Raw genomic sequence first — 17,324 nt, forward strand, 5'->3', positions numbered from 1 at the left:
TGCAAGCTCCCAAACCGGAGGCTTTCATGAGCGATAACAACGACACTTCCGTACTGAACGGCCTTATCAAGACCACACTCGACAGCATGAAGGGCTACGAGGACGCCGCCAAGGATGCAGAAAGCACCCAATATGCGACCATGTTCGCAGACTTCGCCCGGGATCGGGCAAAGGTCGCAACCGACCTGCAGAACCAGGTCCGCGCGCTCGGCGGTGAACCGGAACTCGACTCTAGCATGCTAGCTGCCGCGCACCGCACGTTCATGGACCTGAAGCAGGCAATCACCGGCAAGGACGACAAGGCGATCATCCAGGAGGTCGAGCGCGGCGAGGACCATATCAAGGCAAAATTCGAGGACGCAATGAAAGACGGCGACCTTGCGCCTACAACACGCGAAGCTATCAATACTGCCTTTGCGTCGGTCCGAGAAGGTCACGACAAGATGAGCGCGCTGAAGCACAGCGTTGGATAATGATCACAGGGCGGTGGAACGCGTCCACCGCCCTGCTCGCTTCCTCTGCGACACTGTCTACGTACCGATCCGCACCCAGACATCGTTACCGAGTGCTAGCACGTCGAAAGCGGACGTTCGTTCGGGGCTCCGTTCAGTTACAATACACCCTTGCAAACTGCGAAGTTCGGCTTCGGCATAAAAAGACGTTGCTTAAGCTATCTAAGTTGCAGGTCGTTCAGAAAACACTCAGGCCTAATTCCGCCGCTAGCGCTCAGGTAGTCTTGGGGCGCGTCTGAAAAACGTCCGCCTGCGCCGATCGATGCACGAAAGCGGCCAGGCTGCTATCCACCATTGTGGACGCTTCGCATTCGCCAAAGTCGCGACTTTCGAACCTCAGTTTTTTTGCTTCCGCCATCTGGCCGAAAGTGCGATGTGAGCCATGCCGTCGTGTAACGACCGCAAAACACTGAAGATTAACCAGACGTAGACGTCTCGGTGTCATGCACCCTGCGAACCGCTGGAGCGGGCGCGCGGGGGACTATCTTGTTAAAGCCTTGGATGTTGGCGGTCGGCCCTATTGCGCTGGGTTGCGCCGCGCCGCTCGCTGCGGAACTCAACGTGCCGATCGCGGTGCGTGTCGTCTCGTTCGTTCAGCCAAGTCCGACAGGACTGATTACGGTCGCCATCCTCTATGACCCTGGCGACGCGGCTTCGGAAGCGGAGGCCGCATCGATCGAGCGAGCGGTCGGGTCAGGGTTGTCTGTCGGACGCAGCGTCGTCCGAGCCCATCGGGTGCCGGTCTCGACGATGGGCTCGCTGTCGGGATACCGGTAGCATTTGTGACCGCAGGCCTGCGCACGGAACAGGGCAGCATTGCCATAGCTGCAAACCGTGCATCGGTCCTGACCATATCCTCGGACCGCGCCTGCGTGCAAACCGGCCGTTGCGTGGTTGGCGTCACCGCCTCGCCGAAGGTCCAGATCACCGTCAACCGGGCTGCGGCCCGAGCCGCCAATATCCGCTTCGGATCGGCATTCCTCATGCTGGTCAAGGAAATCTGACAATGCGCGTATCTGTTCCGTGCGCGAGCCTGCGTCTGCTTCTGCTGACTGGCGTTGCACTATGCCCTGCGACGGCGCTCGCACAGGCCGTCGACTATCAGGCGTTACAGGAGACCGTCGGTGAGCCGGTCACGACCAGTGTCACTGGCAAGCCGCAACGTGCCTCCGAATTGCCCGCATCGACTGTCGTCATCACGCGGACTGATATCGCCCGCTCGCCTGCGCGTGATGTCCCCGGGTTGCTTAAGACCTATGCTGGCGTCGATGTGAACCGCTGGACTGCGGGTCAGAGCGATGTTGCCGTTCGCGGCGGCGTGCAGACTTACAATGCGCGGCTGCTGGTTCTGGTGGACGGTCGTCAGGTCTATCTCGATCATTACGGAATGACCGACTGGAACCTGCTCGGCGTCCAGCTGGAAGAGATTCAGCAGATCGAGCTGGTCCGTGGCCCTGCCAATGCCCTGTTCGGGTTCAACGCTGCCAGCGGCGTCGTCAACATTATCACCCGGCGTGTCGGGGACGCTCCGTCGGCAGCCGCTACAGCGGAGCTGGGCAACCACGGGATCGGCAAGCTGGCAGGATCGCTGACGTTGCCCATCACGCCGATGATCGGACTTCGCATGGCCGGCGCCCATGCACGCGAGGACGAGCGCAACGTCTCGTCGAGGCTTGCGCAGCCCCTCCGGGTCTTCGATGTCGCCAGCGACCAGATTTCGGGCGACGTTACCGGCGTATTTGACGGACTGGAAGCTGTTATCGGCGGCGGTCATGCCGTCAACAGGCAGGTTGAGTATCTGCCAAGCCAGCTGCTGTCCAACCAGCACTATCGCAGCAGCAACGTCCATGGCTCGGTCGCGCGGGACACGAGCTGGGGCGGCGTCACGTTGAACGGCTACATCAACTGGCTTAATGCCAAATATGGTGCCGGCACGATCGCCAACGCCAACGATGCGCTTGTGCTCAAGAACAGGATCATCGTCACGCAGGCATCCTCGTTGGTGAGCTTGGACAGCACGAACATGCTGCGGCTGGGCGTGGAGTACCGCAACAATCGTTTGGTCTCCGCGTTCCAGTTTGCTGAGCGCGTCGCCTATGACGTCGTATCGGGCAATGCGATGCTCGACCTGCATCCGGATGATCGTGTCTCGCTGACAGTTGCCGGGCGGCTCGACCAGCTCTGGCTCCATCAGTCGGGTATGATTTCGCAGCCCGCCTATGACGATCCGCGTGATTTCGACCGCGCCTTCACCCGGTTCAGTTTCAATGCCGCGGTGCTCGTTCATACCGGCAGGCAGGGCCTGCTGCGTATCAACGGCGGCCGCGGATACCAGCTGCCTTCGCTCGCAACATTCGGAAGCCGCCTGCCGATCGCCACACCGTCGCCGATTCCGGTCTTCGTTGCAGGCTCCCCACGCCTCTCGCCCGTGCTCATGTGGAGCGGTGAGATGAGCTATAGCCATGCGCTTGGGGCCACCCGCCTCGAGGCCACCGCCTTTGTCACAAGCACCGAGAACGCCATTGCCTCACCCGGCGATGGACTGCAGACGGAGCTGTTCCTGTCGCCGCAACCCTCGCTCGTGGCCCGGTTTCGGGCCACGGGAAATTACACCACCTATGGAACCGAGCTGTCCGCCTCCGGCGCGATCGGGAGTCTTACATGGCGTGGCAATTACACCTGGACACATACCGACGAGCAGTTGACGGCGCTTACACTCCCCATCCCCTACGCTCTGTCGCCCCGATCAACGACGCCGGTCCACAAGGCCAATCTCACGTTGGGCTATGACGCCGGGAGGGTGTCGATTGCCGGCGTAGCGCGCTACACGTCGGCGACCCGCCAATTTGCGTTCTCCTCGACCCCGCAGCTTCTCCTCTACCATGTAGATGATGCGCTTGCCCTCGATGCTCGCGTTGGCTTCCGCCTTACTCCCGCGCTCGAAGCGTTTGTGGCAGGCGAGAACCTGTCCTTGGCCAACAGCGCGGCGGCGTCCCCGATCCCCGCGGATCGACGCGTGCGCGGTGGCCTACGCCTCGCATTCTAGTGCACCGTCAAACCCGGTCCGGGTTCGCGAGCTGCCAATTCAGCCGGGCCTGATCCTCAGGTCCGGATAAACCTCATAGCGGGTCCAGTACTGTTAGGCCGCGACCTCGCGAGGCAGGCTGAGCAGGGAAGCTACCTCACCAAACGACGCCGGCTTGCCAAAAAAGTAGCCCTGCCCCTGCGTGCACCCTTTTCGCAAGAGCATCTCGGCCGCCGCGGCGTCTTCGATGCCCTCGGCCGTCACCTTCATGCCGAAGCTGAGCGCCAGCGAGATGATCGCGTCGACCAGCTTCTCACTCTCGACGCTCTCGGTGAGCGATTTGACGAAGCTCTGATCGATCTTGATCTTGTCGAACCTGAGGCGCCGCAGGTTGGATAGACTGGAATAGCCGGTGCCAAAGTCGTCGAGTGCCACGGTCATCCCGCTGTTGCGGAAGGTCGCCAGAACGCGTTCGGCCGCAACGATGTCGTCCATCACGGCGTCCTCGGTAATCTCGATCTCGAAACGCGCTGGCGACACCCCTTCGGCGAGGATGATGGCGATCAGTGTCTCGGCCAGACCCGGCTCTTCGAACTGGGTCGGTGAGATGTTCAATGCCAGCCGCAGGTGAGCGGGAATATGCCGGGCATCGATACACGCCTGTCGCAGGATCGAATGGGTCATCGCCGTGATCTGACCGGTGCTATCGGCAAGCCGGATGAAGGCGTCGGGTGTGAGGAGCCCAAGACGAGGATGCTGCCAACGTGCCAGGATCTCAAAGCCGCAAAGGCCGCCATCCGAGAAGCGAACGATAGGCTGGTAGAACGGTTTGACTTGATCGAGGGCGATACCCTCGCGCAGTTCCTGCTCCATGCGACGGCGCTCGAACCGCGCGGCTTCCATCGATGGGGAGAACAGGCAGACGCCGCCCTTACTGTCGCGCTTGGCCTCGTACATCGCGATGTCGGCGGCATGCAGTAGTTCGCTGGCAGCGGCCCCGTCTTCTGGAAAGCGGGAGACGCCGAAGCTGGCACCGACCGTGATCATGTTGCTGCGCCACGAGAGCGGTTGATGCAGCACGCTACTCGCCTGACGGGCCAACGCCATGCCACCGTTCATATCCTTTTCGTCCGGCACGAGGATAGCGAACTCGTCCCCGCCCAGGCGCGCAATAATGCCGTGATCCCCACAGATGCTATGCAGCCGGTGCGCAACCGCCATAAGGACCGTGTCACCGGCAGCATGGCCATGCGTGTCATTGGCGTCCTTGAAGCCGTCGAGATCGATCAGCACGATCGATAATCCGCTGCCAGCGGTCGTTGCAGCGTCTATGGCGAGTTCGAGCGCGTTACCGAACTCCCGACGGTTGATGAGCCCGGTCAGCGCATCGGTGCGCGCGAGCAACAGCGCCTCCTGCTCCGCAACGCTTCGGCGCTGGATCTCCTCCCGCAGCTGCACGCCGCGTTCAGCCGCCAATGCCAGCCAAGCATAGGATAGGCCGGCCACAACAAGAACCGCAACCGTGACCAGGGCGACAAGCCACCGTGTCCGCCAGGCAGCGTCCTCGGCGTGATGGTGAGCATCGGCAATGCCTGACGCGGCAATCGCCTTGACCTCGGCCAATACGCGATCCGCATTGGAGCGAAACGGGCGCAGCATGGTGACGCTGGCGGTAAAGTCGACCTCGAGCATCGACGATACCACGCCAACCGCGTCATCATATTTGCCAAGTTCGGCGACGGCCCGAGTAGCACGATAGCTGTCTTCAGGGTCGAGCACGTCTCGCTGCCCCGCCAGGTCGGCACTGATCTGATTGATCCTGTGGCGGATATCGGCCAGGCGCGTGTCGCTGTCAGCGGCGCGGCCGTTAGCCGACGCATCCACCAGCAGGCGGTACAGATTCCCATCTTCGTGATCGAAGCGTGCGGCGATCTCGCTCAACTTGACCGCGGTCTGCATGTCGTTGTCGACGATGAGGCTGTTGGCGTGTTGAACGTAGATTAGCGTGCCCAGGCACAGCGTCACGGCCAGCACGAGTAATACGATGACAGCCTTGGGACCAGCGATGTACCGAGGCCGCAGCGACGTCGGTGCGACTTCGGGCGCACTATTTGCGCCAACCAACGCGTCGCTGGGTTCGACGAGTCCGTCGAGGCACTGTGTCCGACCTTCGTAAAGAGTGAATCGGGGAGCCTGAATCTTTGCGCGTCGAGCAAAGTGCGAGGTCCGCCGACCGATGCGTAAGGCCGCGCCTCGAATGGTCCGTCGATTGAGCATGTCTTGGCCACATGCCACTGACAAACCTAACAAACCCTTTTGGGTCACAGATAATCTGTGATTGGAACGAGCCGGGCTCCCCGTGCGTGCCATGGGCCGTATGTGCCCCGGTTTCCACCCAATCTACCGAAAGGCGGACCGTCCGCATTCACCCTCGATGCCATTGATTCCAGGTCATGTGCGTTACCCGCGGTTGGCCACAGGAACAGACATCGCGTAGCCATTCACGCGATGCTGGCTCATCCGCCGCCGCAATTTCGCGCCGCCACGTGCGCTTACCGATCTTGCGGCCGTCGAAGCCAAGCTTCGGCCACGCCACCTCGTTGCACGAGCACGCCCAAGCATGGCCGGCAATGGCAGTCAGACGTCGCTCGACCCGGGGGGCATCGAAAGCGGTATTGTGGGCGATGGCGACGGTGGTGCTGACGATCAGGCTTGCCGCCTCGTCGGCATCGATCCGTTTGCCGATGACATCGGCATCGGTGATGCCAGTCAGCCGGGTGATCTCCGCCGGGATCGCTGTACCGGGATCCTCGAACCACTGTCGGACCTGACCGACCCGTACGATCATACCACGGGCATCGAAGGCGATACGCTGGATCGCCAGATCGATGATCGGATGATCCGGATCGAGCCCGATCGTCTCTACGTCGATCACTACAGCGGTGCGGACCAGCCCCTGCGGTGTGACGACGGGATAACGGGCAGGTGGCGGCAGCGCGCGCAGCACCCGGTAATCGACATGCGCATCGAGGAGGGCCGCGGCACGCTCGTGAGATGAGAGATCATGACCGATTGGTCGTGTCGCCAGCCATGGTGACCGGCTGGCACCTGCGCTGTGGCGCTCGCGGCTACCCGCTGGCGGACGGGCAACGCCGATGTCATATCGCTCTACCACGAGCGGTCGACCGTCTGTTGTCGTTGTGCCGGGTGGCCATGACTCTCTCGGCACGAAGCTCGGCGATGACGTCATCAAGATGCTTTGCCAAAGTGAAAAGTTCGAGCGCGTGCAGGCATTCGTGGCAGTTCGAAGCCACCAATGGCGAGCTCGTCGGCTTCTCGAGCCGCCCCCCCCCTGCCCGAAGAGAACGGGCCTATCGACTGACTTGAATACGTTGACGCCATGTGCTGCAATCATAACAATGCGCAGGACAATCGAACTAAGCGCTTTAGCTAAGCGTCTGCTTCCGTTACGAATGCCTGGGACGGCAAGTACCCGTCCGGAGGTCTTCTGATGCCTGATATGGAGCACTTGCTGGGCGTGCCGCTGACGCGGCGCACCGCGCTCGGTGGGACCGCCGCGCTGACAGCGTCGAGCGTTATTTCTGAGAGCGATCCGGCGATCGCAGCACCGCTCACCAAGCCTGTTGGCGTCCGGATGGCGATCCGGACGACGGTCAACGGCAAGGCGGTACCGGTAGAGATCGATGTGCGGACATCGCTGCTCGACCTGTTGCGTGAGCAACTGCACCTGACCGGCGCCAAGAAGGGCTGCGACCACGGCCAGTGTGGCGCGTGTACCGTTCACGTCGACGGTCGGCGTGTCGCGTCCTGCCTTACGCTAGCGGCCAAGGTGGACGGACGTGCAGTGACGACGATCGAAGGGCTTGCCGATGGCAAGACGCTGCATCCGATGCAGCAGGCCTTCATCGATCACGACGCCCTGCAATGCGGCTATTGCACACCCGGACAGATCATGGCGGCGGTGGCGTGCGTGCGCGAAGGCAACGCCACATCGAAGGACCGCATTCGCGAATATATGAGCGGCAACATCTGCCGCTGCGGCGCCTATGTCGGCATCGTCGCGGCGATCGAGCAGGTTGCGGGAAGGGAGAAGGTCTGATGCGTCCCTTCACCTATGCACGACCCGAAAGCGCCGCCGCGGCAGTCCGAGCCTTTATGGCGGCGGGCGCTGGAGCGCATTATATCGCAGGCGGCACCTCGCTCTACGACCTGATGAAGCTTGACATCGAGAAGCCCCAGCATCTCATCGACGTCACGACGATCCGAGGGCTCGACGCGATCGAGACGAACGGCGAGCGGCTGCGCTTCGAGGCCCTCGCGCCGATGAGCGCCGTCGCGACCGACAAGGTCGTGCTGCGTGATTATCCCATACTTGCCGAGGCGTTGTGGAAGGCTGCCTCTCAGCAGTTGCGCAATATGGCGACAGTCGGCGGCAACCTGCTACAGCGGACCCGCTGCCTCTATTTCCGAAACGGTGCGGGCGGAACGTCGGTCGGCAACACCTACCCTTGCAACAAGCGCGAACCGGGTTCGGGCTGCGCGGCGATCGGCGGGCTCGACCGCGGCCAGGCTGTGCTCGGCCAGAGTTCGTCGTGCACCGCCGTCTCGCCAGGTGACTGGCCCGTCGCGCTCGTCGCGCTCGATGCGTATGTCGAGGTGCTAGGCGCCGGCGGTAGCCGCGCCATCCCGATTGCCGAACTCTATCGCCTACCGGGCAGCACGCCGAACCTGGAGTTCACCTTGCAGCCAGGCGAGATGATCACGGCTATCGTCGTACCAAAGACGAAGGCAGGCCGGCATTCGACATATCACAAGATCCGTGACCGCGAGAGCTACGCCTTCGCACTCGCCTCGGCCGCCGTCGCGTTGGACATGGACGGTGACACCGTGACGCGCGCCCGGATCGGACTTGGCGGGGTGGCGACCAAGCCATGGCGGGCGACCGCGGCAGAGGCGCTGCTGGCGGGTAAGCCCCTGACCCCGGCGACCGCGCTGGCGGCAGGACACGCCGCCTTCGCCGATGCCAAGGCGGGCCAGCATAACGGCTTCAAGATCGAACTCGGCGCACGGACCGTTGCCGATGCCCTGACTATTGCCGCAGCGAGGAACCGGTCATGACCGCCCCCTTCCCCAACCGTCCCCGTGCCGATGCCCGCGAGAAGGTGATGGGTGCCGCGCGCTATGGCGCCGACCATCAGGTCGCCGGACTGTTGTATGCCATGCAGGTTCCGGCAACCATCGCGAAGGGGCGCATTGCCGCGCTGTCGATCGACGCGGCGATGCAGGTGCCGGGCGTTGTCCGCGTGCTGACTTCGAGCGACTTTCTACCGCCCCCGCCTGCGACCCCTGGCGCACCGCCCCCGCCTGCGACGCTGACGACGGACATTGCCTATCGCGGGCAGCCGGTTGCGCTCGTCGTCGCCGAGACACTCGAGGCTGCGATCGAGGGCGCCGAGGCCATCCGTCCGATCTACACCGTCGCCCCCGCGTTCACCTCGCTGATCGACCAGCCGGGGATGGTGCGCGAAGCCGTCAAGCCGGTTACGGCGGGCGATGCGATGCGGGCGATGGCGCGCGCGGTCACCCGGCACAAGGCGGACTATGTCTCACCGCCACAGCACCATAACCCGATCGAGATGCTGTCGACCACGGCAATATGGGAGAACGGGCAACTCACCATCTACGAAAGCACGCAGAGCAGCAGCAACACAAAGGGTGCTGTCATGCGCAACATGCGCCTTACGCCCGAGCAGGTGACGGTAAAGAGCCCACAGATCGGCGGGGGCTTCGGCCAGCGTGGTGGGGCACAGCGCCAGACCGCCCTCGTCGCCCGCGCCGCAATGCTGCTCGGCCGACCGGTCAAACTCGTCCTGCCACGCGGGCAGATTTTCCATAACGCGACCTTTCGGCCAAAAAACCTTCACAGAATCGAGATCGGTGCGGATGCCAGCGGCAAGATGATCGCGGTGCGCTACGACGCCGATCAACAGCAATCGCGCGAAGGCCAGTTCCCGCCCGACTATCATGAGTCCGTGCCCATGCTGTACGGGATCGAGAATTACCACGGGACCGCCGCTAACCTGCGGATCGATACGCAGGCGCCAGGCTATATGCGGTCGCCAACGCCGCATCCATCGTGCTTCGCGTTCGAGAGCGCGGTGGACGAACTCGCCCTCAAGCTCGGCGTCGATCCGGTCGCCTTCCGACTACGCCACCGCGCGACGACCGACCCGATCCACGGCCATAAACTCTCGTCCTGCTATCTGTCGGAATGCCTGACGGAGGGCGCACGTCGGTTTGGTTGGGAACGGCGCAGTCTCCAGCCAGGCTCGATGACGCTGCCTGACGGCACGCAAGTCGGCTGGGGCGTAGCATCGGGTGCCTATCCGGGCTCTGCCCATCCCAACATCGTGACGCTCCGCGTGAATGCCGACGGTACGACCCGGTTTGCGGCTGCCGGGCATGAGATGGGCCAGGGGATCCGCTCGACCATCGAGCAGGTTCTCGTACGCGACCTGGCGATCGATCCTTTGAAACTGGAGATCGCGATCGGCGATACCAGCGTAGCGCCACAGCATACGACGGCGGGATCCTGGGGCACCGCGAGCGTCGTGCCCGCAGCGGCAGAGGCCGCCGCAAAGTTGAACACTGCCATGGCCGAGTTGCTGGCCGGGCGTCAGGTGGCGGGGAACCTCCACCGGCAGCTTGCCACCGTGCGGCGTCCCTCGCTCCAGGTTGAGGTCGAGCATGTTGCGGTCGACCAGGGTCCGAAGGATCTGGCGACGCTGCGCAAGGGCGGCACGGCGTTGGTCGGGCCGGATTATTCGACCTTTACGACCTACAGCTACATCGCCCACTTCGTTGAAGTTCATGTCGAACCCGGTACGCGGCGCGTCCGTGTGCCACGGGTCGTCAGCATTGCCGATTGTGGACGGGTGATCTCGCCGCGCACAGCCGAGAGCCAGGTTCGGGGCGGCGTGATCTGGGGCATTGGTGCGGCGCTCCGCGAAGCGACCGAGGTCGATCCGCGCTATGGCGGCTGGTTAAACAACGATCTTGCCGACTATGTCGTCCCGGTGAATGCCGACATTGGGTCCATCGACGTCGGCTTCATCGATCGACCCGATCCTCTCATCAATGCCCTTGGCGCAAAGGGGCTCGGCGAAGTCGCCATGACGGGCTGTGCCGGCGCCATCGCCAATGCCATTCATCATGCGACGGGCAAGCGGCTCCGCGAGATGCCGTTCAGGATCGAAGATCTTCTGTAATCAAGCCAAGGCGGAATGCCGGAGCTGAGACGAGAGATCGCATACCTCCGACGTGTCGGGCGACATCAAATAGACTTTTAAATCATCGGATCCTGTTTGATGTACTTACTTCCTCTGGCTGCGGCAGCAGCCGTCGTGCAATCGCCGGCTGCCACCACCGCGGTCAGGCCCGGCACGATAGCGATCGTGGCTGCGGATAGTCCGGCCACGTCTCCCGCTATCACGAAAACGTTCACGGACGCCGTTCAGCGAACGCTCCTTCGAACGCCTTTCCTGCCCCTCCCCGACGCAAACCACAGCCTTTACGTCGCAAGGGTCGAGGTATCGCAGACTCAGCGCGGCGTCGTCCGGTCGGGCACCGATCGGTCGGATCGGCCGGCCATGGCGGCCGGGCTTGGCGGTCTGTCGCTGACCTTGCCTTCGGGGAAGGATCAGCTGCACGGTCTGATCGTGACCCGTCTCGAAGTGACCGTGTCGCTGCGCCGCGATAATCACGTCGTATGGACAGGGCAGGCGACCACGGTGCGCGCTAGCGGCACACGATCGGGCACCCCCTCTGTTGTCGCTACGGCGCTTTCGGACGCTCTCCTGACGTGGTTCCCTCGGCAACTGCCGGGACCGCTGTCCGTGCCATAGGGCCCATCAAGTAAGGCGGTTATCAGCCTCTGCTCTTCAACGACACGCGCGCGGCGACATCGCTCCTGGCTGCACGCTTCCGATCGTACCGTGACGCGGTCGATGGCGACGACCAACGCAACGCCTGCGCAATCCCAACGCGCAGAGCATGGCTCGACCAACCCGCGCCATGCCTGCATGGGGTCCCCTGGGCGCATGATGGCCGGCAGTGGTCAGATGCCAGGACTATACCCTACGCAATTTGCGAGGCGATCTGCCGCGAGACTTCGGACGCTGGCAGAAAGCTTACGCCAGGTCGGTCGCGCAACGTGCCGAGCAACGCTTCCAACGCGCCGATCCGATAGGGAAGCCCCATGACGTACGGGGTCAGGTGGATCGGTAGCATGCGTCCGCCGAACCGCGCCACCTCGCTTTCCAGCCACATGCAGGCATCTTCCAGCTGGGTCCGGAAGCTTTCCGCCGATTGCTGCTGGACGGTCACGATCTGTCGGTCGGACAGTTCATGGTTCAGCGGGATGTTGAGCATCGTGCCGGACGGCGTCGTGATGCGGTACGGAAGGTCGTCGTTCACCCAGTCCAGCATATAGTCGAGCCCCGCCTGGACCAGCAGCCGCGGTGTATTCCAGCTTTGCGACCGGGCAATCGAAAGCCAGCCGCGTGGGCGCGTTCCGGCGACCTTCTCGATGCCATCGAGCGCGCGCGCGATGAGGCTACGTTCCGCGTCCTCATCCAGACCGGACGCGATCGTGCCGTTCATGTCGGTCGAGTGTGCGGCGATCTCGTGCCCGGCGGCAACGATGTCGCGGATGATCGACGGATAGCGCTCGGCGATTGCGGCATTGGCAGCGACGGTGACCTTTGCGCCGACCGCAGCAAAGGCGTCGAGCAGCCTGTAAAAGCCCACCCGCGTGCCATATTCCCGCGCGGTATAGTGACGATAGTCGGGATAGGCGGTCTGCATGTGCCCGGGCGCGAGGAACGGCGTCGCGGACGGCTGGATCGGAAACCATTCGAGCGAGACGACGATCGGCACGGCGACCACCGTATTGCCCTCCCAGGCGATCGGTTGGCGTTCGAACAGGTTGGACCAGGGGTATAGATCATGATCCATGCCGCGACGGCGGCGCTCGTAGACGAGGTAGTTCGGGTCGAGGCTCATCGGCCGTTCTCCGCGAAGCGGGCGGCATCGGCGGCGGCCGAGTCATACCCATTGGCCAGGAAATGGTCGGCAATATCGCCGCTGCGCGTGATCCATGCCCGCCCGTCCGCGGCGATATGGCGCAGAACCTCCTCGAACGCGCCGATCCGATGCGGCTGACCGATCAGATAGGCGTGGAGCGGAATGCACATCACGGTGCCGGACGTCTCGCCCTCCGCCGCCAGCCGGTCATATTGCCGGATCAGCGCGTCGGCATAGTCGCGCGGGCTCATATTGTAGATGAAGAAGCCATAATGGTCGTTCACCTCGAGGCTGTAGGGCATCGAAATGAGCTTGCCGGACTTCACATGCACCGGCCCTGGCTGGTCGTCATGGTACAGGTCGCAGGTGTAGGTGAGGCCATATTCGGCGATCAGGTCCAGCGTGCGTGGCGTATGCGTCAACGCGGGCGCAAGCCAGCCGCGGATCGTCTGCCCGGTCGCCTCGCGGACGGTGCGGATCGAGTCCTCGATGATCGCGCGTTCCTGCGCCTCGTCCATCCCGTAGGAGTAGCGCGTGTTGTAGATGCCGTGGCTGAAGAACTCCCAGCCGCGCGCATTCGCATCCGCGACGATCTCCGGGATATGCTGGCACAGCGCGACTGACAGCGAGACCGAGCCGGGAAAGCCGTGCTTGCTCATCACCTCCGCCATCCGCCAGTGGCCGACGCGATTGGCATAGTCGCGGTGCGCATAGCCGACGACGTCGGGATGCGGCTTGGTCCAGCTCTTGCGGTGCGGGTTGGCGGGCGGGTCGATCTCGTAATATTCGAGATTGGGCGACACCCACACCGCGATCGACTTGCCATCGGGCCAGCGGATCGGCGTGCGGTCGCGATAGGGGCGGAAATCATACAGGCCTGGATCGGCTTCGCCTTCGCGCATCAGCGTGCCTCCAGCCAGTCGACCACGGTCTGGACCGGCTCGACATCGGCATATTTGAGCTGAAGGTCGGTCAGATTGGCGAAGTGGTAGCTCTCATGCTTGTCCGCGCACGTCTCGAGCGGGACGATCGTGCGATAGCCGCGGCTGAGCGAATCCACCGCGGTGGCGCGGACGCAGCCCGAGGTCGAGCCGCCGGTGATCACGACCGTATCGACCTTATGCCAGACCAGCAGGCTCTGCAGCGGCGTCTCGAAAAAGGCCGATGGCATGCGCTTGTCATAGACCAGGTCGACCACCGCATCGATGTCACAGCGATCGTCGAGCGCATGGCGGCGCGACCCGTAGGTGATGTTCTGCAGGCTGTCGGGCGTGTCGCTGCGCGTGCCCCAAACCCCCGCGTCCGCCGCGGTGCCGTGATAGCCAACGCGGGTCCAGATCACCGGCATGCCACGCTTGCGCGCGAGCCGGCTGATGTGGTTCACATGATCGATCTGGCGCGGGTCCGTCTCATAGGCGGTCTTGAACTCGTCGAGCCGGGTATAGGCGTTCTGGATATCGACGTTGACGATCGCAAGCCGCTCGCCAAACCCGAATTTCGCGCGGGCGGGGTTGGACATGACCTCCTCGAAGATCTGCCGGGCGGTGCGGTCGTCTGCAACCATGCGGGTGCCGAGCATGTCGGTCATACTGCCATCTCCAATTCGTGTTGCGGCCGCGCTATCGCCGGCGCGAACCCGAGCGGGAGCCCTGCATCGGGTACGAAGCCGTAGAGCGGCTCGTCGGGCAGAGCTTCCGCCAGTATCGCTCGCGTCGCCAGGAGCTTGGGAATATCGATTCCGGTATCCAGCCCCATCGCCTCGAGCATGAACACGAGGTCCTCGGTGACGATATTCCCGCTCGCACCGGGCGCGAACGGACAGCCGCCCAGCCCGCCCAGCGACGAGTCGAAGGTCGTCAGGCCAGCGTCGAGCCCGGCGAGCACATTGGCGAGCCCGAGCCCGCGCGTGTTGTGGAGGTGGATACCGGTCACCGCGGCGGCACCCGCGACATCGCGCACCATCCGGACCATGTTCCGCACGCCGGCGGGATCCGCATAGCCGGTGGTGTCCGCGAGCCCGATCTCGTCGCACCCGGCCTGCATCAGCGCCTCGGCCAGCCGCATGACCTGCGCATCCGGGATCGCGCCTTCGAGCGTGCAGCCGAAGACCGTCGACAAACTCCCCTCGAAATGCGGACGCTGCTCGACCGGCAGCGCCGCGATCAAGTCAGCAATGGCGCGTGCCTCGGCGAGCACCTGCTCGTGCGTCCGGCGAAGATTGGCGAGGCTATGTGTTTCGGACACGGACAGCGGCAAGGTGATCTTGTGCGCGCCCGCCGCGATCGCAGCCGCCGCGCCCTTGGCATTGGGTACCAGCACCGCGACCGTGAGGCCCGGGATCGTTCGTGCAAAGGCGACGATCTCCGCGGTGTCCGCAAGCTGGGGGAGCAGCTTTGCCGGGACGAAACTCCCGACCTCGATCTCGGTCACGCCGGCGGCTGCCTCGGCCGCGATCCACGCCTTCTTGACTGCCGTCGGCAGCACCTGGTCGAGATTTTGCAGGCCATCCCGCGGGCCTACCTCACTGATCAATATCTGCGATGCCATTCGACTCACCTTGGCTTTTATGTCTTATACCTATAACAATTGAGACAACCTGTCGAGCATGGGTAAGGTTGCACGGATTTGGAATGGGAGATGACATGATCGACGAGGCGTTGCCGCTGAGCGGTATCCGGGTGATCGAGTTCACGCATATGGTGATGGGGCCGTCGGTCGGCCTGATCCTGGCCGATCTTGGCGCCGACGTGATCAAGGTCGAACCCAAGGGGGGTGACCAGACACGGCATTTGCTCGGCTCGGGCGCGGGATATTTCCCGATGTTCAACCGCAACAAGCGGAGCATCTGCCTCGATCTCAAGAGCGAGGTCGGCAAGGCGGCCGCCATCGCACTGGTCGAGGGCGCGGACATATTGATCGAGAATTTCCGGCCGGGCACGCTGGTCCGGCTCGGGCTCGGACCCGATGATTTTGCGGAGCGGCATCCCCGGCTGATCTACTGCTCGGCCAAGGGCTTCCTGACCGGCCCGTATGAGAACCGGACCGCGCTGGACGAGGTCACGCAGATGATGGGCGGGCTTGCCTATATGACCGGTCCACCCGGCCGCCCGCTGCGCGCAGGTGCATCGGTGGTCGATATCACCGGCGGGATGTTCGGCGTTATCGGGATCCTCGCCGCGCTCGAACGCCGGCATCGCACCGGGCGCGGCGGCGACGTGAAGTGCGCGCTGTTCGAGACGACGGCCTTTCTGGTCGGGCAGCACATGGCGCAGGAAGCAGTGACCGGGAAGGCACCGCGACCAATGCCCGACCGGATCTCCGCCTGGGCGATCTACGACGTGTTCGAGACGCGCCTGCCCGACGAGCAGGTGTTCGTCGGCGTCGTCAGCGACGGGCAATGGGTCGCGTTTTGCGTAGCGTTCGGACTGGACGCGTTTCTCGCGGACGCGACGCTGGCCACGAATAACCAGCGCGTCGAGGCCCGCGAGAGGATCCTGCCGACCGTCCGCGACTGTTTCCGCGCGATGAGCCGCGCGGAGGCCGTCGCGCTACTCGAGCGACTCGGCTTGCCGTTTGCGCCGATCGCCACGCCGTCCGACCTGTTCGACGATCGGCATCTCGGTGCCGGCGGCGGGCTCGTCGACCTCACGCTCGAAGACGGAACAAATACCCGCCTGCCCGGGCTTCCGATCGAAGTGGACGGCAGCCGCATGCCGCGTCGGCTCGGCCTGCCGACCCCCGGCGAGCACGGCGCCGAACTGTTGCGCGAGGCAGGGCTCAGCGAGGACAGGATCGCGGCCGCGCTGGCCTGATGTCAGCCGATAGCAGGCCGTGTGCCGCTTTGGAGATCGAGGCTAATCCGGTAGCGATCGGCCCGATAGTCCGCGATGGTGAACAGCACCGGCCTGCCCCCGTCGTCGAGAATGACTCGCTCGATCCGCAGCATCGCGTCGCGCGGCTCGATCCCGAGCAGCGCGGCCGTGTCGGCGCCGGCATGCTGCGCGGAAACGGTCTGCCGCCCCCCCGCGATCACGACGCCCGCATCGGCGAGATGCTTCAGGATGGGGTTGGCGGTGAGCGACCGCTTGGTGAGCTTGACGCCAAGATCGGCGGGCATCCAGCTCGTCACCAGGCCGAGCGGCTCGTGATCGGTATGGCGGATGCGTCGCGCGCGATACACGATCGTCTCCGCCTGCCGTTCCAGAATGTCTGCAATGTCCGCGGGCGCCGGTTCCTTGGCGAGGTCGACGACCTTGACCGGCGTGTTGCGCCCGAACGCCATGAGGGACTCGATCGCCTGGTCGACATTCGCCTCGATCGGCACGGTGGAGGCCTGGTAGACCACGCGCGTACCGGTCCGGCGGCGGCGTTCGACCAGCTTGTGGAGCGCCAGCTCGTGCAACGCGCGCCGCGCCGTGATCCGCGAGACGCCGTGCTGCGCGCCGAGTTCATGCTCGGTGGGCACCGACGCCCCGAACGCCAGCCGACCACGCAGGATATCATCGCGCAAGGCCAAGAATATCTGGTGATAAAGCGGGACGGCATCCGCGCGTTGAACCGGTACAACTGCCACGCCCGAACCGTCCTTGCCTCTTGCCATGGCGCGACCTTAGCGCAGCCCCGAAAGTCGGCACAGCATTAAAACTCAAGACGTTGAATTGTGCTAATGCTATAGCAAATCA

Annotated in this window: 15 protein-coding genes; 8 read left to right on the top strand and 7 right to left on the bottom strand. The window is 63.8% G+C overall.

What is annotated here, in order from left to right:
• Positions 1-26: 26 nt before the first annotated feature.
• The 4 genes from C8J26_RS18170 to C8J26_RS18185 all read left to right on the top strand — a co-directional run bounded on the left by C8J26_RS18170 (position 27) and on the right by C8J26_RS18185 (position 3,558).
• Complete coding sequence (locus tag C8J26_RS18170; protein WP_107959587.1) at positions 27-473, top strand: ferritin-like domain-containing protein; 447 nt, start codon at positions 27-29, stop codon at positions 471-473.
• Positions 474-1,013: 540 nt separating this feature from the next.
• Positions 1,014-1,289 carry a hypothetical protein gene (locus tag C8J26_RS18175; protein WP_107959588.1) on the top strand — a complete coding sequence of 92 codons (276 nt, stop codon included), beginning with the start codon at positions 1,014-1,016 and terminating at the stop codon, positions 1,287-1,289.
• A 5-nt stretch (positions 1,290-1,294) separates the two neighbouring features.
• A complete protein-coding gene (locus tag C8J26_RS18180; protein ID WP_167398902.1) occupies positions 1,295-1,516 on the top strand; it encodes a YfiR/HmsC family protein in 222 nt (73 codons plus the stop codon).
• A gap of 2 nt (positions 1,517-1,518) precedes the next feature.
• Complete coding sequence (locus C8J26_RS18185; RefSeq protein WP_107959590.1) at positions 1,519-3,558, top strand: TonB-dependent receptor plug domain-containing protein; 2,040 nt, start codon at positions 1,519-1,521, stop codon at positions 3,556-3,558.
• 93 nt (positions 3,559-3,651) lie between these two features.
• Here the strand turns inward: C8J26_RS18185 and C8J26_RS18190 are convergent, their stop codons facing one another.
• Positions 3,652-5,571, bottom strand: coding sequence for a putative bifunctional diguanylate cyclase/phosphodiesterase (locus C8J26_RS18190; protein WP_167398903.1), 1,920 nt, complete (start codon positions 5,569-5,571; stop codon positions 3,652-3,654).
• Positions 5,572-5,962: 391 nt separating this feature from the next.
• The gene (locus C8J26_RS18195; RefSeq protein ID WP_208631458.1) at positions 5,963-6,544 is read right to left on the bottom strand and encodes an exonuclease domain-containing protein; all 582 of its coding nucleotides are present in this window, start codon (positions 6,542-6,544) and stop codon (positions 5,963-5,965) included.
• A gap of 504 nt (positions 6,545-7,048) precedes the next feature.
• Between C8J26_RS18195 and C8J26_RS18200 the strand changes: the two genes are divergently transcribed.
• Genes C8J26_RS18200 through C8J26_RS18210 form a run of 3 tightly spaced genes read left to right on the top strand, consistent with a single transcriptional unit; the run spans position 7,049 to position 10,826 of the window.
• Positions 7,049-7,657 (top strand): (2Fe-2S)-binding protein, encoded by a 609-nt coding sequence (locus C8J26_RS18200; protein ID WP_107959593.1) that lies wholly within the window; start codon positions 7,049-7,051, stop codon positions 7,655-7,657.
• The gene (locus C8J26_RS18205) at positions 7,657-8,676 is read left to right on the top strand and encodes an FAD binding domain-containing protein (RefSeq protein WP_107959594.1); all 1,020 of its coding nucleotides are present in this window, start codon (positions 7,657-7,659) and stop codon (positions 8,674-8,676) included. The genes C8J26_RS18200 and C8J26_RS18205 overlap by 1 nt, the downstream gene beginning before the upstream one ends.
• Positions 8,673-10,826, top strand: a complete 2,154-nt coding sequence (locus tag C8J26_RS18210; protein ID WP_107959595.1) for a xanthine dehydrogenase family protein molybdopterin-binding subunit — start codon at positions 8,673-8,675, stop codon at positions 10,824-10,826. Before C8J26_RS18205 ends, C8J26_RS18210 begins: the two co-directional genes overlap by 4 nt.
• Positions 10,827-11,694: 868 nt before the next feature.
• On the opposite strand, the gene C8J26_RS18225 is transcribed toward C8J26_RS18210, so the two are convergent.
• Genes C8J26_RS18225 through C8J26_RS18240 form a run of 4 tightly spaced genes read right to left on the bottom strand, consistent with a single transcriptional unit; the run spans position 11,695 to position 15,189 of the window.
• Complete coding sequence (locus C8J26_RS18225) at positions 11,695-12,621, bottom strand: polysaccharide deacetylase family protein (RefSeq protein ID WP_107959597.1); 927 nt, start codon at positions 12,619-12,621, stop codon at positions 11,695-11,697.
• Positions 12,618-13,544 carry a polysaccharide deacetylase family protein gene (locus tag C8J26_RS18230; protein WP_056414484.1) on the bottom strand — a complete coding sequence of 309 codons (927 nt, stop codon included), beginning with the start codon at positions 13,542-13,544 and terminating at the stop codon, positions 12,618-12,620. The genes C8J26_RS18225 and C8J26_RS18230 overlap by 4 nt, the downstream gene beginning before the upstream one ends.
• A complete protein-coding gene (locus C8J26_RS18235) occupies positions 13,544-14,230 on the bottom strand; it encodes an isochorismatase family protein (protein ID WP_107959598.1) in 687 nt (228 codons plus the stop codon). Before C8J26_RS18235 ends, C8J26_RS18230 begins: the two co-directional genes overlap by 1 nt.
• Positions 14,227-15,189 (bottom strand): hydroxymethylglutaryl-CoA lyase, encoded by a 963-nt coding sequence (locus tag C8J26_RS18240; RefSeq protein WP_107959599.1) that lies wholly within the window; start codon positions 15,187-15,189, stop codon positions 14,227-14,229. Before C8J26_RS18240 ends, C8J26_RS18235 begins: the two co-directional genes overlap by 4 nt.
• A 95-nt stretch (positions 15,190-15,284) precedes the next feature.
• On the opposite strand from C8J26_RS18240, the gene C8J26_RS18245 reads away from it, so the two are divergent.
• Complete coding sequence (locus tag C8J26_RS18245) at positions 15,285-16,454, top strand: CaiB/BaiF CoA transferase family protein (RefSeq protein WP_244185392.1); 1,170 nt, start codon at positions 15,285-15,287, stop codon at positions 16,452-16,454.
• Positions 16,455-16,456: 2 nt separating this feature from the next.
• Here the strand turns inward: C8J26_RS18245 and C8J26_RS18250 are convergent, their stop codons facing one another.
• A complete protein-coding gene (locus C8J26_RS18250) occupies positions 16,457-17,242 on the bottom strand; it encodes a GntR family transcriptional regulator (RefSeq protein ID WP_082445178.1) in 786 nt (261 codons plus the stop codon).
• Between the last annotated feature and the right edge of the window lie 82 nt (positions 17,243-17,324).

Origin of the sequence: Sphingomonas aurantiaca (assembly GCF_003050705.1) — a bacterium.
GTDB classification, from domain to species: Bacteria; Pseudomonadota; Alphaproteobacteria; order Sphingomonadales; family Sphingomonadaceae; genus Sphingomonas; species Sphingomonas aurantiaca.